The 16,051-nt window shown below is 45.8% G+C and carries 9 protein-coding genes; 1 reads left to right on the top strand and 8 read right to left on the bottom strand.

Annotated features, from left to right (window positions below; translation table 11 throughout):
* The first annotated feature begins 185 nt into the window (after nucleotides 1–185).
* Entirely contained in the window at nucleotides 186–1,547 is a 1,362-nt protein-coding gene (locus FW774_RS13485) for a methyltransferase RsmF C-terminal domain-like protein (protein WP_149348718.1), read from the top strand.
* A gap of 2 nt (nucleotides 1,548–1,549) precedes the next feature.
* Here the strand turns inward: FW774_RS13485 and FW774_RS13480 are convergent, their stop codons facing one another.
* The 8 genes from FW774_RS13480 to FW774_RS13440 all read right to left on the bottom strand — a co-directional run bounded on the left by FW774_RS13480 (nucleotide 1,550) and on the right by FW774_RS13440 (nucleotide 16,029).
* The gene (locus tag FW774_RS13480) at nucleotides 1,550–2,908 is read right to left on the bottom strand and encodes an ATP-binding protein (RefSeq protein ID WP_149348717.1); all 1,359 of its coding nucleotides are present in this window, start codon (nucleotides 2,906–2,908) and stop codon (nucleotides 1,550–1,552) included.
* Nucleotides 2,909–3,269: 361 nt separating this feature from the next.
* The gene (locus FW774_RS13470) at nucleotides 3,270–5,495 is read right to left on the bottom strand and encodes a glycoside hydrolase family 3 N-terminal domain-containing protein (protein WP_149348716.1); all 2,226 of its coding nucleotides are present in this window, start codon (nucleotides 5,493–5,495) and stop codon (nucleotides 3,270–3,272) included.
* 121 nt (nucleotides 5,496–5,616) lie between these two features.
* Nucleotides 5,617–6,855, bottom strand: a complete 1,239-nt coding sequence (locus FW774_RS13465) for an endo-1,4-beta-xylanase (protein ID WP_187774900.1) — start codon at nucleotides 6,853–6,855, stop codon at nucleotides 5,617–5,619.
* A gap of 515 nt (nucleotides 6,856–7,370) precedes the next feature.
* Nucleotides 7,371–8,990 carry a hypothetical protein gene (locus FW774_RS13460; RefSeq protein WP_149348714.1) on the bottom strand — a complete coding sequence of 540 codons (1,620 nt, stop codon included), beginning with the start codon at nucleotides 8,988–8,990 and terminating at the stop codon, nucleotides 7,371–7,373.
* Between the two features lie 21 nt (nucleotides 8,991–9,011).
* Complete coding sequence (locus tag FW774_RS13455; protein ID WP_149348713.1) at nucleotides 9,012–9,911, bottom strand: PorP/SprF family type IX secretion system membrane protein; 900 nt, start codon at nucleotides 9,909–9,911, stop codon at nucleotides 9,012–9,014.
* Between the two features lie 16 nt (nucleotides 9,912–9,927).
* On the bottom strand, nucleotides 9,928–13,056 hold the full coding sequence (locus FW774_RS13450; protein WP_149348712.1) for a gliding motility-associated C-terminal domain-containing protein: 3,129 nt from the start codon (nucleotides 13,054–13,056) through the stop codon (nucleotides 9,928–9,930).
* 26 nt (nucleotides 13,057–13,082) lie between these two features.
* The gene (locus FW774_RS13445) at nucleotides 13,083–14,159 is read right to left on the bottom strand and encodes an endo-1,4-beta-xylanase (protein ID WP_149348711.1); all 1,077 of its coding nucleotides are present in this window, start codon (nucleotides 14,157–14,159) and stop codon (nucleotides 13,083–13,085) included.
* Nucleotides 14,160–14,205: 46 nt separating this feature from the next.
* Entirely contained in the window at nucleotides 14,206–16,029 is a 1,824-nt protein-coding gene (locus FW774_RS13440; RefSeq protein ID WP_149348710.1) for a glycoside hydrolase family 2 protein, read from the bottom strand.
* Nucleotides 16,030–16,051: the final 22 nt, after the last annotated feature.

Here is a 16,051-nt window from a genome sequence, read left to right as displayed (position 1 = left end):
CTTATACCCCTATAAACCCCTTCTTCCCTATACGCCCTCATCGCGAAAGCGAGCGCAAAAGTATGACGTTTTTATGTCGCTACCAAGGGTTATAAAAAGATTATTTTAATATTAAATTTAAGACACTGTATATCAGACCAAAAATTTTCAAACCTAACCAGGCTCAAAATCCCTACCTTTGCCCTATGAGTACTATTTTGCCATCTTCCTTTATCAATTCGCTCAAAAAGAACTTTAATATCGAGGAAGAATTATTCTTTGACGTACACGAAAAGGCTGAAAAGGTGGTGTCTATACGACTAAATCCCCAAAAAATCACTTCCGAATTTGATAATAAGACTCCTGTTCCCTGGTGCAATCTGGGCAGATATTTAGACGAACGCCCTTCATTTATTGCAGACCCTTTATTTCATGCAGGTACATATTATGTACAGGAAGCCTCTTCCATGTTCCTGGAACAGGTTATTAAAACTGCTACCAACCCGGCCGACAGGCTTAAAGTGCTTGATCTTTGCGCCGCTCCGGGTGGCAAAAGCACTCATTTGTTATCGCTTATTAGCAGTGAGAGCCTGCTGGTTTCTAATGAGATTATAAAAAGTCGCGTAAGCACTCTTACAGAGAATATATCCAAATGGGGCAATACTAATGTTGTGGTAAGCAATAATGACCCAAAAGATTTTGCCTCGCTGACTGATTTTTTTGATGTTGTTGTGGTTGACGCTCCCTGCTCAGGTTCGGGAATGTTCCGGAAAGATCCTGAAACGGTTAAGGAATGGTCTGAAAGCACTGTTGCTTTATGCAGTCAGCGGCAGCAACGTATTCTGGCCGACATTTATCCTGCCCTGAAACAAAACGGCATATTGATCTATTCTACCTGCTCTTATTCTGCGGAAGAAAATGAACAGATTGCCGACTGGCTTTGTGACACTTTTGATTTGACTTCGGTACAAATTCCTGTTGATAAAAGCTGGAATATCATTGAAACACAATCAGACAGGCATCAGTGTTACGGATATCGTTTTTACCCGCACAAGGTAAAAGGCGAAGGTTTCTTTATTACCTGTTTTAAGAAGAACGATGGCAGTACAAGCAGCTTAACCTGGAAATATAAACCTGAAAAAGTAAACCCGGCGCATAAAGATATTATTGCTCAATGGATCTCTTCAGATGCTAATTATCATCTTTTACCTGTCGGCGATATGTATACCATTGTCCGAACAGATCATGCACCTGATATACAGCATCTGCAATCAAGGTTATATCTAAAAAAAGCGGGAACTATTGCCGGAAAAATAGCAGGAAAAGATTTAATTCCCGATCATGACCTTGCCCTTAGTTTGTTAGTATCAGCGGCAGTTAACCGGGTAACCGTGGATGAGCAAACAGCGCTTAAATATCTCCGCAAGGATGATATCCGGATAGATACTTCTGTTAAAGGGTGGGCGCTTATTTGTTACCAGGATAAAGCGCTTGGCTGGGCGAAGCTATTGCCCAACCGGGTGAACAACTATTATCCCAAGGAATTAAGGATATTGAAAAACCTGTAAATTTAATGCTTACTTATTTGCTGTTCCATCCAGCTTAGATAAGGTTCTATCTGTGACGTTAAAAAATAAGGCAGGTTTAACAAATAAAACGCTTTCCCGGCTGGCGTTGATACACGATCGATACTGATGTTCCCGGCATAAAATCTGACGGCCATATTGTGATTGGCTCCCTCCATATACAAATGCAATGATTTTAATTTCCCAACCGCTCCTGATTTCACTTCAATCGGAACCAGCTTTCCCTTGTAATTATAAATGTAATCCACTTCGGCCATAGAGGTATTTTTCTCTCTTACCCAGAAATGAAGAGCACTTAACGCGTTGAATTGCCCGGCCAATAATTCCTGTCCAACCAGATGCTCCACCAGTTTTCCCTGATATACCTGTGTTAAATCGGAACTTCCAAGCATCTGGCGCTGTACACCTAAAAAATAATTTAGCATACCGGTATCTAATACCTGTAACCGCGGCGATTTTCTAAAATCTGGAATTATAGGCAGGCTATAACCGGTATGCGGATAAATAAGCTGTGCAATCAGCGCCTTCTCTAACGTTCTCAATGCTTCACCAATCTCTCTGGAACGATAATTCGACTTACCAAATCCCTCAAATTTTATACGGTTACCCGCTTCAACAAATACCGCCCTGATGACATGACGCATTACCTGTACAAAGGTATGGCCGCTCGCATATTTTTCCACATCGTCCAGGTACGATGCTATTAGTGATTCATATATCGGTGCAAGGGCTGTTAAATCTTTATGGTTGGCATAATGGGCAACGATTTCGGGCATACCGCCTATTAACGCATAGATATGGAACTGCTGAAAAAGCTTATCAATGGCAAAATCCGGCAACGGAACAGTTTGTAATTGTTTTAAGGCCGAGTTTTCTTTAACAGCATCTAAAAACTCATCGAATGATGCCGGACGCAATACTAAAAATTCTACCCGCCCAACAGGAAAGTTAATCTTCTGGTCAAAGATGGTTTCGAGCAATGAACCGGCCGCTATCACATGAATATGTTTGGCTTCCTCGTAAAAATAACGAAGTACATTCAGGGCCTCAGGAACTTCCTGTATCTCATCAATACATAACAATGTTGTCTTACCAGGCGAATAGGTTTTATTTTTTACAAAAAAAAGCGCCTGTACCAGGATTTCTATATCCCGGAATTGCAGGAACGGTTGCTTGTCAGCATCCAATTCCAGGTTTAAATAAATATACTGATCAAATTTTTTCCCAAAATCGTTAATGACCGTTGTTTTTCCAACTTGCCTGGCTCCTCTTATTACTAATGGTTTACGATCGGCCTTATCAGCCCATTCCCGTAACTTTACATGTATCTTTCGCCAAAACATGTAACAAAATTAGGGTTATTTTTTGAATAATTTGTAACAAAATTAGGGTTATTTCTTAGAAAAATTGTAACAGAATTAGGGTTATTTCTTAGAAAAATTGTAACAGAATTAGGGTTATTTTCAAGAAAAACATCAATATTGACCTGTAGAGAGCAATACTAATGTGCACGCTTCAACCGGTCCAATACCATTAGTTTTGGCTAATTCTCTAATTCCGGATTTTCCCGTACCGGGATTAAAAATGATACGTCTGGGCCTGGTTTACAAAATATAATTGTATAAAGGTGGTTAGTTATATCCTAACCACTTTTCGATTTCTACCCTTAAAGCCTAAGCCCATACCGCTTTCAGCTTATCTTTTTCACAGCAATTCCATTTCCGCTGTCAATTTAATATCATCCGATGCAGTTCCAATCATTATTTCGAAATTTCCCGGCTCTGCCGCCCATTGCAGCTTACTGTTATAAAAGGATAATTTTTCCTTATTAATGACAAAGCTCACGGTTTTGCTTTCGCCTGCTTTGAGAAATACTTTCTGAAAACCCTTCAGCTCTTTTACAGGTCGTACTACCGATGCAACTTCATCGTGCACATATAACTGAACCACTTCCTCGCCGGCATATTTACCGGTATTGGTGAGCCTGAAGCTTACTGTTACATTATCTGTATGATGCATTTTAGCAGCGCTCAGAGTAAGGTCTGTATAACTAAAGCTGGTATAGCTCAGGCCATAGCCAAAAGCATATTGTGGGGTATTCGGAGAATCGATATAAGCTGATTTGTAAATAATATTTTCGGGATTTTTTACCGGGCGACCGGTATTATAATAGGTATAGCCTAGCGGAATCTGTCCCTCATTTCGGGGAAAGGTTACCGGCAGCTTTCCCGAAGGATTGTAATCGCCGAACAATACATCGGCAATGGCATTACCGGCCTCGTCGCCCAGCCACCAGGCGTACACAATGGCATTGGCCTTAGCTGCAATATCACTAAAAATCAACGGACGACCGGCCATTAACACAACAACGACCGGCTTTCCCGTAGCTTTTACAGCGTTGAACAGTGCTTCCTGTTGTCCCGGCAAATGAATGTTGGTTCTGGACTTGGCCTCGCCGCTCATATCCCAGGTTTCGCCCAATGCCATCACTACTATATCTGCCTGACCGGCTATACGCAGGGCTTCGGTAAAATCCGGTTTATCATTACCGCTTATATTGCACCCCTTTTCATACAACAGCTCCGTCTTTTTCGCCAGCTTACCTTTCACGCCTTCATACAAACTGGTAATTTGCGTGGTATCTGCATTGACGGTCCAGCTACCGTCCATATCGCGTTTGGATTTCACCAATGGCCCTATCAGCGCTATCTTCGTTTTACTTTTGGTCAGCGGCAATACATTGCCCTGATTCTTTAATAAAACAATGGATTTCCGGGCTACATTACGAGCTATGGTTTTATGGCCGCCATCGTTTAACACATCCGCTTCCCGTTTTGCATCAGAGAATTTATACGGGTTATCAAATAAGCCTAACTCGAATTTTTTATAGAGAATGCGCTTAACGGCATCATCAATGAGCGCTTCGGGTACTTTACCCTCTTTTACCAGCTTTGCCAGGTAACTTTTGTATGTCCGGCTTTCCATATCCATATCACTGCCGGCTTTAATGGCTTTTTCTGCCGCATCGGCATCATTGTTGGCAAATCCCCACGGAACCATCTCGCCGATAGAGCCCCAATCGCTTACTACAAATCCCTGGTAGTTCCATTTTCTTTTCAGGATATTCCGCTGCAAATAGGAATTCCCGGTAGCCGGTATCCCGTTAAGGGTATTGAAGGAATTCATAAATGTGGCCACACCGGCATCGGCGGCAGCTTTAAACGGCGGCAAGTAGGTTTCCCAAAGCTGGTGTTCGCTCATATCAACCGCGTTATAATCACGACCGGCCATTGCAGCGCCGTACCCGGCAAAATGCTTGGCACAGGCCATAACAGCATCTGTTCCGCCAAGCTGCTCGCCCTGAAAACCTTTTACCCGTGCCACGGCGATTAAAGAACCCAGATAGGTATCTTCACCGGCGCCTTCCATGATGCGTCCCCACCGCGGGTCGCGGGCAATATCAACCATGGGAGCAAATGTCCAATGAATCCCTGCCGCCGCTGCTTCCTTTGCCGCAATATGAGCCGATAAGCGAATGGCATCCAAATCCCATGAGGCGGCTTCGGCCAATGGAATAGGAAATACGGTTTTATAGCCGTGTATTACATCCAAGCTAAATAATAACGGAATTTTTAGCCGCGATTGCATGGCTACGGCCTGTATTTCACGGGTATCTTTTACGCCTTTTACGTTGAGCATAGAACCTACACGACCGTTTCGTATATCGTTTATCAGGTCTGTTTTCACTTTACTCTCCGGGCCGGTTACCTGCTTACCGGAATACTGGTTAAGCTGCCCGATTTTTTCATCGAGGGTCATTAACCGTAATAACGAGTCTACCCGTTGACTGATGGTCTTTTTTTGTGCGGATGCCATTAACGGCATCAGGAAAATAGTGATAATTAAACGGATACGCTGTTTGTTGTTCATGTATGATTATGTTGTTTGTTATTATTGTTAACGGGTTTGATATGGGAGGCTTCGTGAAGACACGAAGCCTGGCTGGAAGTCGGGATTTCGCTGCGCTCAACTTTTGACTTTTAACTTAAAATCATGGTGTGATGTTCAGGTTCAGTCCGTCTCTGAAATTCCAGAAATTGAGCTTTTTATTATATGAAGTATCGAATAATGTGGCTTCGGCGTTTGTTCCCCAGGCCGAGTCGGCATCATCGATATTCCATAGCGTAATTCCCCACCGCTGACTTACCGGGACAATTTCCTGGTACGCTTTCGCGACGTTATAGTATAATGATTTTTGCAAGGTACGCCGGTTGCTTAATTCTGCCAAAGGTACGGTTGTTTCTCCCGGCGAAAGTAGTGAAATATCCAGCTCGGCAATGTGCACGAACAACCCTGTTTCTTTCATTTTCTGGATAGCAGCCTTAATATTGGCGAGGGGGGTATTCCAGCGGATGTGCATTTGCATACCGACACCGTTAATTATCGGGTCGCCGCCCTCCGTCAATGCTTTTAATGCCATTACTTTATTGTATATCGCGTTCAGCTTGGCTGTTGAATACTCATGTCCGTAATCATTATAGAATAATTTGAGCTTCCAGTTCTGGTTGGCTCGTGCGGCCTGACGGGCGTACCGGAATGCTTTTTCGATGTACACTTCGCCCATGTAACGTTTCCAGATACTTCCCTGGTCTTCGCCGCTGGCATCGGGATTATAGTTTCCGCGTAAGGTTCCGTCATCGTAGTAGGCTTCGTTCACCACATCCCATGATTTTAGCAAAGGAAGCAACGGATTGCCGTCTTTGTAGTTATTGCTGTAAAAGGCGACGGTTTTGAAGATGTGGCGCTTCATAATGGCTTCTAATGTGTCGGCCCGTTGTGCCACCGGCGTATTGGTTTCCACATCCTTAACCCATTGTGGCAAAGCCCTGTACCAAATCAGGGTATGTCCGTGAATGCGTTTCTCTCCGTTATCTTTAGCCAGGTTTGGGATTTTCTCATTCTTTTCTTCTATCCCGTTGCCCAATATGCCGAAATCCCAGGTATATTTAGCCGGGTTCAGGCTGTTCATCTTCATATCGTTTTCGGCGGTAATGCTGTTGTAATGCAGCTTTGCCAGGTTTTTATAGGTAGCATTGCTAAACTTGTTTGAATTTACCGCTGCACCTATGATGATGTTGGCATTGACTTCCTGCAATACATCGCTTACCGATACCGTTGTCTGCCGTTTGGCATTTGCTGCTGATGGTGTTAATTCGGGTGCGTCTTCACGCCGGCATGCTACAGCCGATACCAGGCATACAGCATACATGTAGGTTGTTAATTTGCTCATGGTTTTATATTGGTTAGTTGTTATCTGAGCTAAAGAGAACATCGCTGGTGCGAGCGTGCCGCTCGTATCTAATCTAAAAAGCATAAGAATATACGACATAAGGGCATCCTTGCGCCAGCAGGAGGTATCCTGAAGCTTCGCATTCACGTCAATTTAAGGGTAAATCCTCCCCCTACCCCCTCCAGCGGGGGATATACAAGCGCCCTAATCTGCCGAACTTTTGTAAAAATTAGTATCGGACTATGTCTGTTCTCCGCCAGTTGGCGGAGGGCGTGTTGGGAATGTGCGCAAGCAGGGGGAGGTATTTTTGCCATTATTGAACGTGTTTCTTTCTTAACTTGACGCTAATACGAAGTCTCGGGACGAGGAGATATCCCGTACGGGAAAGCAATCCTCTTTGAACATCTCTTTTTGGAAGATTAATAATCAAACTAAGGTTTATGAGGATGTCTAAAAATTCGTTATCAGTTAAAGACTGGAAGAGTTAAACATCCTCTGCAAAGAACAATGTTATCTTATTGCTGCCATACGAACTTTTTAGCCGTTACCGTATCCTGTGCCTTCAGAACCGCTACCTGAACGCCTGAGTTCGATTTGCCGGCAGGGACATTTACCTTGTTATAACCTTGCTCCAATTGCAGGTTCTGCTCGCTTAGTAACTGACCATTTATAGTGAGCAAACGCAGTTTTCCCGGTTGCTTTTTGGTAGAATAAATGTACACATCGGCTGTAGCACGTGAGGCAGAAGCATAGATAGAAAAATCTGTTTTTTGGATGGCGACGGTGGCATCTACCGGGCCGTAAAACACCGACTTACCATCGTTATCAACCTGCTGTAATTTATAGTAATTTACACCTGGAAACGGATTAGCATCGTTAAACGCGTATTGCAACGGCACATCACTATTACCGGCTGCCACTACCTGGCCGATTTTGATAAACTCTTTGCCATCTGCAGACCGTAATACCTCAAACTGGCTGCTGTTTTTTTCTGATGCGGTGGTCCAGCTCAGCTTAACGCTGTTGGATTGGGCTTTGGCATTAAACGCGGTTAAGGTAACAGGCAATACGCCGGTTCCCGGTGTAAACGTAACCCCGCGAAATGTGGTGTTGGCATCGGCAGTAGCCAGCAGGGTTGGTGTACCCGAAAGATTAACCGAACCTTCATTCGCCGCTGTAAAAGAATCCGTTAATTTATATAATTGTGAATTTGCTGAACCCGGAGTCCCAAGCGTAGTAAAATATAGCGTTACCCCGTTAGCATCAATGGTTGCGGTCAGGCTTTTAGTTCCTTCAGGAACACTCACTGAGCCTTGAGCCAGCCAATCGGTTCCACCCAAGTTTGACCTGTATTTTCTGATTAGCGGCGAGCTTCCGTTGTCATCAATTACGTAAATAATAGTTCTGCCCCCTAATGATTTCACTGCGGCAACCTGATGTGCTCCTACCGGAGCTGCTCCGCTAAACCCCAGGCTTGTAAATGAACTTGAGGTTGTTACCAGATTACTGAAAGGAATAACAGTACTGTTTTCGGGAGCAAATATTTTTGTACCCGAAACGCCGTTCAGAATAGTTTCTGCGATGGTCAATACCCGTGGGGCGTCCTGCAAGTTTGAGACCCTTGTAGAAGCCGTTGTTGTACCCAAAGTTTTATAGCGTACGCCGTTTTGGTATCCATTAAAATAAACCGCAGTTCCTTCAACTACGGCAGAACGCGGTGAGCCAATTGCATCGGAGACATCCACCAGGGTAGTAGTATTTACCGTCCCGGATGCATCGATAGTACCTATTACATATTCGCCGGATTGTGCCGGGTTATACCCAATAATAGATAAGGTTGTACCATCCCGTGAAAGCACCGGGTAACCTTCGGCATTGTATGTACCGGCACTTGTCAGTCCCAGACCATCCAGTCCATAATTAGCCCCGTTAGCCGTTTGCGAAATAGCAATGGTACTGGAGGCTACCTTTACCCCTGCGGGAGTATATTCATCAATAAACACGGGCACATGGCCTCCGTTGGTCAGGGCATCACCATTACCATAGCGATAAATGGCTAAATTTCCGGGTGTGAATTGTGCAAAGCCGGTATAGCTTACCAGCAGGCACACCATTAAAAGTAGATTTCGTTTCATGACGTTGTAATTTTAATTCTGTTAATGATTGGTTCGTTTTTTAGTTAATTTCAGATTCAGGCCTATTTCAAAATCGCCGGAGGTATATCCCTGCATATCGGCTGTATTGGTAGTGTACATACCGGTAATGGCCAGGCGATTGTTATAGTCTATCCCAAAACCGAAAGTGGCGTTTTTGGTCGTGTGGTAAAGCCCCGTCAGGCTGAATTTATCCTGGTAACTCAGCTTTACACCGGCGTCAATAATATCATCAACACCTTTAATACCACGATAGGCCACTTTAGGCTCGGCAGCCATTTGCTCATTGATATCATAGCGGTAAGCCGCGGCGGTAAAAAAAGTGGCGTAATTTATCCCGGTAATCCGGTTAGGGTCTGTTTGCAGGTAATTGCCGATATTGATAATTGCGCCCTGCAAGGTGAGTTGATGACCGGTATACGCCAGTCCGAAATCACCGTCGAGTTGCGCCCCGCGGTCATTATACCGGTCGGCAGCGGGGTCATAACTTCCCCCGGTTATTTCGCGGTTATTGATATAGGCCTTAGCTGCACCCAATGACAGACCAAAATGCATGGTCTGGTTATCGGTAAGGGGTAAATGGTAGGCATACGTGGCCACCACCCGGGCATAATTGATAAGTCCGCTTTTTGAAAAATTAATATTGAGTCCTGCGCCTACCCGCTTGTTAAAGCCATATTCGCCGGTAAACGCCTGGCTGGAGGGTGAACCGGGAACCTGCATAAATTGCTTGCGGTAAACCAGGTTAGCGTTCAAACCTTCCTCCGTTCCGGCTAAAGCGGGATTACCGAGGTACTGGTTCTGGTAATACATGCTGGACAGCGGATTAACCTGCGCAACGACCGGCGAACAGAGGAACACCGCAGCTAAGCATGTCAACAGGTAATTATATCGTTGTTTCATATTTTTCTCTTTCTGCTTAGTTAGTTAAAATGGAGATGAAGCCTTTCTTTTTAGGCTTTCCAGGCCCAAAATCAATCAGGTAGTAATAGGTATCTTCTTTCAGGGCTGTTCCCGAAATCCTGCCGTCCCACTCATTGTTATAGCCTTTTTTGCTGTAAACTACGCGGCCGCTTTTGTCAAAAACCTTCACTTCGTTATCCGGGTACAGGTCGATGTTGTCTATCTTCCAGTAATCGTGCAGGCCATCGCCGTTTGGCGAGAGCAGGTTATCGGCAACCACCAAATCATAATTGGTCTTTACGTTAACCGTAAATTCCTGCATGGTGCTGCAACCGCCGCTATTGGTAGCGGTAACCCGGTACGTAGTGGTTTGAGCCGGCCGCACCAGTAGCTCGGCGGTGTTGGTTGCCCCTACGATGCCATCAGCGCTCTCCCACTGGTAGCCCGTACCGCCACTCGCCGTGAGCTTTACGGTAACACCCCGGTCTATGGAAGCCCCTTTATCGGATGTAATGGTTACCACCGGAAATTCATGGATGTTCAACAGAAATGTTTCGGCATGGGTATCCGTACCGCCATTGGCCGTGCCGCCGTTATCCTGAAGCTGTACGGTGATATTTACAGTCCCGGCAACGGGATTTTTCAGCCGGTACCTGATTTCGCCCTTACCGCCCGACAGCAAGCTTACCGTCAGCGCATCGAACAACACGGCATTATCTGACGAAACGGTAGCCGTAACCGTTTGCACGCTTTCGGGGCCGGCTGTAATTCCGCTTAACGCGATAATTTTTTCATCCGTTCCCACGCAGGCATCCTGGCTGCCAACAGCCGTAATAGTTGGCGCCTCGTTTACATCATTTACCGTTACGGCAAACGCCTGCTCTAAAGAGAAATTGGTTTGCGACGTCGCTTTTATCCTGATGTGATAGGTTTGTTTTGTTTCGTAATCAAAGGTTGCATTAGTCTGCAACTGGTTTCCCGATAATTTAAACTGCGCATTGTCATCAGCGCCAGCGCCACTAACCAATGTATATATCGCATTGATAGCTACATCGGGCGAGGTAACCGATAATGTCCCGGCAGGTGTACCCGAAGGCTGGTTTTCATAAAGTGCCACCGGCGAAAAATTCAGCCCGGTAATAATACCGGTTCCGGCCGTTACATCCGATACATTGGAGTAAGGTGTAACATCTGTGCCTGCTACCGCCCTTGCCCGGTAATAATAATGCGTACCTGCGGTCACCGTATTATCGGTATACGTTACTACATTTGCAGGGAGCGTGGTCAGCAGCGTAAATGTGGTGCCATCGGTTGAACGTTCTAACTCAAAACCGGTTTCGGTGGTGGTATTATCCGTCCAGCTTACCCGTATTTCGGCAAGCGAAAGTACCTCAGCTACTAAGCCCGACGGCGGCGGAAATTTGGCCAGCTTGCGTAACGATTCTATATAATCGATGTTATTTTGCCCCAAACCTACGCCCCAGCCCAAATCGCCGGCGGCATTACTGGAAGTAGCTTTTGTGCCATCGTAATCGGATATAGCTTTATCCGGATTTTGCGGATACTGGTAATAACCGGTTCCGGTAGTACCCGAAGCATATAAAACAGGTACGCCCGCGTTCACTAACGTGGTATAATAAGCGGAAGTAGTGCTGTTCCCTATCGCGAAAGCGTGTATGGCCTGACCAACACCTTTCCCGTTAGCGGTTCCGTCGTCTTTTTTAATGATAACAATGTCGTTGGCCGTGATGTTAAAATATTGTCCGCCGGGATTCTCCTGCAATACCGTGAAATAAGCGCTTCCTGATGTAGTGTTGGGCAATAACAGGTCTAAAGTAAAATCAGAGGCATCGGTATCCTGCGTATAGGTTGCACCGGCAGATGCCGGCCTTCTCAATACAATGGTTGTCCCTGAGCGCATGTCCTTCCAGAAATCGATAGTATTGAACTGGTACTTGCCACCGCCATCGGTATTGGCATCGGGAAGCGAAACATCTTTCACAATCAGGCCACGCATATCATAATGGTCTTGTACTACCAACAGCTCAACCGCATCGCCATAACCCTCAAATACCGAAGTGGCATTGTATATTTTGTTGACCACTACAGGCGCCGTGGTAATGGTTGCCGTACTGAATACATTGCTGTAGGATGAATTTCCCGAAGGATTTAACGCCCGTACGCGGTAATAAGCGGTTTGCGATTGCGTAATCCCGTTTACGGTATAGGTATTGATATTGGCTGCTACGGTTGCCAGTGAAGTAAACGTTATCCCATCGACCGATTTTTCTATTTCAAACCCGGTTTCGTTATTCGATTTATCTGCCCACGTTAGCTTCAAACTGGTGGCCCCGGTATAAAACCCCAGGAGGTCTGCAGGTGCGCTAATCACAAAAAGTGTACGCAGCGACGCGATATAATCGATATTGTTTTGCCCCAGACCCACGCCCCAGCCTAAATCTCCGCTGGCATTGCTGGATGTTGCTTTGGTACCGGTATAATCCGAAAGCGCTTTATCCGGGTTTTGCGGATATTGATAGTAGCCGGTTCCGGTGGTGCCGGATGCATATAAAACGGGGACTTCCGCATTAACCAGCGTGGTATAGTACGCTGAGGTATTGCTGTTTCCTATCGCGAAAGCGTGTATGCCCTGACCAACACCTTTCCCGTTAGCGGTTCCGTCATCTTTTTTAATGATAACAATGTCATTGGCTGTGATATTAAAATACTGTCCACCCGGATTTTCCTGCAATACGGTAAAGTAATCGCTGCCGGCTGTGGTGTTGGCTAGTATGAGGTCTAAGGTATAATCAGACGCATCGGTATCTTCGGTATAGGTTGCGCTTGCTGATGCGGGCCTTCTCAATACAATGGTTGTTCCCGAACGCATATCTTTCCAGAAATCGATGCTGTTGAACTGGTATCTGCCGCCTGCATCGGTATTGGCATCGGGCAGGGAAATGTCTTTAATAATCAGGCCACGCATATCCAAATGGTCCTGTATTACCAGTAATTCTACCGCATCGCCATAGCCCTGAAAATCGGAAGAAGCGTTATATACCTTATTGACAACAACACTTTGTGCAAAGGCGGTTATTACCGAACCTGTTACGAGCAAAAGGGTTGTATACCATTTCTTTATCATTGTTCTATCTGTTTTAGTTTGACCGGTTATTTTACGCCATCCAGAATGCCCTGGTATGCCGCTTTTCGTTCATAATTATCATTAAAAGGCAGCGGCCAGTCGGGACGGTTATACTCACCGCGAATCCAGGTATCGGCATCGGAAACATTCCAGGTGGTGATACCGAATTGCTGATTTTTCGGAATGGCGTTATAGGTTTTTACAATAAACTCATACTTTGCTTTCTGCTGTTCGGCAAGCCCGGCAGAAAATGTCAAATCCGGGATATTGTTAGGGTTCATGGATATATCCAGCTCGGCAATATGCACTTTCAGCCCTGTTGCCACGGCAGTATTGATAGCGTCGGCCAGGTTTTTATCCGACTGCATGTAATTGGTGTGCATCTGCAAACCGATGCCATCAATAGGCACGCCCTGTTGCTTCAGGTTGTTTACCATATTGATAATGGCGGTGCGTTTGGTGGTGCTGTACTCATGGCCGAAGTCGTTATAAAAAAGCAACGCATCGGGGTCTGCCTGGTGAGCGTAAATAAAGCTTTTCGCGATATAGTCAGCGCCCAGCTTTTGCAGCCAGATGCAATCACGCAGGGTTCCGTTGTCTGCCATCGCTTCGTTCACCACATCCCACGAAGCAACTTTTCCTTTAAAATGGCTTACCACCGTTTGAATGTGATTTTTCAGGAGGTTATCCCAGGCCTGGGCATCGCCCTGGTAATTGAGTACCCAGCTTGGCGGATTTTTGTACCAGATGAGCGTATGACCGTGCACCCGTTTTCCGTTCTGCTGAGCGAAATCCACCAGATAATCCGCATCAGCCCAGGTGTACACATTCTCTGATGGATGAAGCTGCGTGAACTTCATGGCGTTTTCGGCGGTGAGGCTGTTGTATTCTTTGATAACCAGGTTGCGGTAAGTGGTATTATTTTTCAGCAGACCCACATTGACCGCCGCCCCGAATGGAAACGGCATGGCTTTTTGCAGGGTTACGCTCTCATCCACCGGAATAGTGAGGTCTGGTGAAGGGAAAACCGGGTCGTCCTGTCCTTTTAAACAACCCATTGTGGTTAATACAACCAACGCAATTACTAACCCATATTTTTTCATAAAATCCGTTTTTTAGTCAATTCTGGTTTTACAGACAAATCCTTAATTATTTATATTTCTGTTCCATTTCCTGATAAAAATCCTTCAGCACGAAGAAGGCTTTCTTTTTCTCTCCCGCTTCGGATATCAGACCTTTGCGGTTCCAGAAATCCTGGAAATACGAGTGCTGCCTTCGTGGCGACCTGAAATCCACCAGTATCCAGGGAGTCATTCCCCTTAGCCCGCTCATCGTGCTCATAAAGGGCAACTGATATTTATACAGCGATTCCTGGTATTCTTCCGACCAGCGTGTATCTTCATCGGCATGGTAACCGGCCAATGCCCCGCCGCCCACTTCGGTAATAACCACCGGCTTATTGTATTTTATTTGGAACTTATATTTCGGTAGTTCCTTTGGTAAGGCCCAGTACCAGCCTCCGTATTGGTTAAAGCTCACCAGGTCGAGTTTTTCGCCCAAAGGGTCGTCCACAATTACATCAAAGCCTTTGCGGTGCACTTCCAGTGCTGCCGATACTAAACGGGTGTTGTCCAGTTCACGTACCTTTGCCGCCAGGCTGCTCATAAACTTAAACCGTGGCTCGCTTAAGGGCGTTTCGTTACCAATTGACCAGATAATTACGCTGGAGCGATTTTTATCCCGCTCAATCAGGTCGGTAAGCTGTTTTTCGGCATTCTGGTACGTTGCCGGGTTTTCCCAGGAGATGGTCCAGTAAACCGGCACTTCGGCCCAAACCAGCAGACCCATTTCATCGGCAAGGCGTATCACTTGCTCGTTGTGGGGGTAATGTGCCAGCCGTACATAATTGCATCCCAGCTCTTTGGCCCAGTTCAGCATCATGCGCATATCTCCCGCCGACCGCAGCCTTCCGGGAATAAGCGGATTTTCATCATGCATGGAAATACCCCGCAGAAAAACCGACTTACCATTCAGCAGGATATCCTGCCCCCGAACCTCAATGGTACGGAACCCTATCTTATCGGCTACCTTATCGGTATTCGCTGAAATTTCCACCTGGTATAGTTTGGGATTTTCCGGCGACCACAAGGTTAGTTTCTTTACCGGGATATTGATGGCGGCGTTCCCACCAGCATCGGTTTTAACCGTTATTTTTATACCCGCTTCGGGAATGTTCACAGAAACGGGTGTGCCAGCCTGAGCGCCTTCAACTCTTACAAAACCTGCTATGTGCGTAGCATCGCCTTTGGCCAACTGCAGCTTATAATCTGCAATATAGCTTTGCGGAAGCTCTGCCAGTAGCACATCACGGGTAATGCCGCCGTAGTTCCACCAGTCGGTATTTATGGTAGGTATCTCATCGAGTTTGCGGGTATTGTCGGCTTTTACTACCAGCACATTCTCTCCCGCCTTTAGCTTATCGCTCACATCAAACTGGAAAGGTGTAAAACCGCCTTTATGCCAGCCTAACTTCTTCCCGTTGAGATAAACGTGCGCCTCGTAATTGACAGCACCAAAATACAGGATATACTTTTTGCCGGCAACAGGCGTGATATTAAACAGTTTACGAAACCAGATAGTTCCTTCATACAGTTCCAGCTTTTCGGCCTGCGAGTTCCAGTCGCCGGGGATGTTCATGGTTGGCGACAAGTCAAAATTATATTCCACCAGGTCGGCTTTATCAAGCTGCTTACGGTCGTCGTAAAAGCCACCCTTACCGGATTTACTCTGGTCGAACGGTTCGTGCCGGTAATCGTAATAACCCATTTCATAAGGGTCTATAATATAATTCCAGCGACCGTTGAGGCTGATGTGCTTCCGGGCATAGACATTCTGTAACTGGCCCTGCCGGGCAGAAGCCGTAATGCCTGTTATTATTAACACAAAACCGATAATGTATCTTGCTAAACTCATGTATATTATTTCGCTTTTTAAC

Origin of the sequence: Pedobacter sp. BS3 (assembly GCF_008274585.1) — a bacterium.
Classification (GTDB): Bacteria; Bacteroidota; Bacteroidia; order Sphingobacteriales; family Sphingobacteriaceae; genus Hufsiella_A.
This window is presented reverse-complemented; position numbering and strand designations above follow the sequence as displayed.

Bases quoted from the DNA above. Each gene is read 5' to 3' on its own strand.
- FW774_RS13485 (WP_149348718.1), top strand. From the start codon at position 186: ATGAGTACTATTTTGCCATCTTCCTTTATCAATTCGCTCAAAAAGAAC.
- FW774_RS13480 (WP_149348717.1), bottom strand. From the start codon at position 2,908: ATGTTTTGGCGAAAGATACATGTAAAGTTACGGGAATGGGCTGATAAG.
- FW774_RS13470 (WP_149348716.1), bottom strand. From the start codon at position 5,495: ATGAACAACAAACAGCGTATCCGTTTAATTATCACTATTTTCCTGATG.
- FW774_RS13465 (WP_187774900.1), bottom strand. From the start codon at position 6,855: ATGAGCAAATTAACAACCTACATGTATGCTGTATGCCTGGTATCGGCT.
- FW774_RS13460 (WP_149348714.1), bottom strand. From the start codon at position 8,990: ATGAAACGAAATCTACTTTTAATGGTGTGCCTGCTGGTAAGCTATACC.
- FW774_RS13455 (WP_149348713.1), bottom strand. From the start codon at position 9,911: ATGAAACAACGATATAATTACCTGTTGACATGCTTAGCTGCGGTGTTC.
- FW774_RS13450 (WP_149348712.1), bottom strand. From the start codon at position 13,056: ATGATAAAGAAATGGTATACAACCCTTTTGCTCGTAACAGGTTCGGTA.
- FW774_RS13445 (WP_149348711.1), bottom strand. From the start codon at position 14,159: ATGAAAAAATATGGGTTAGTAATTGCGTTGGTTGTATTAACCACAATG.
- FW774_RS13440 (WP_149348710.1), bottom strand. From the start codon at position 16,029: ATGAGTTTAGCAAGATACATTATCGGTTTTGTGTTAATAATAACAGGC.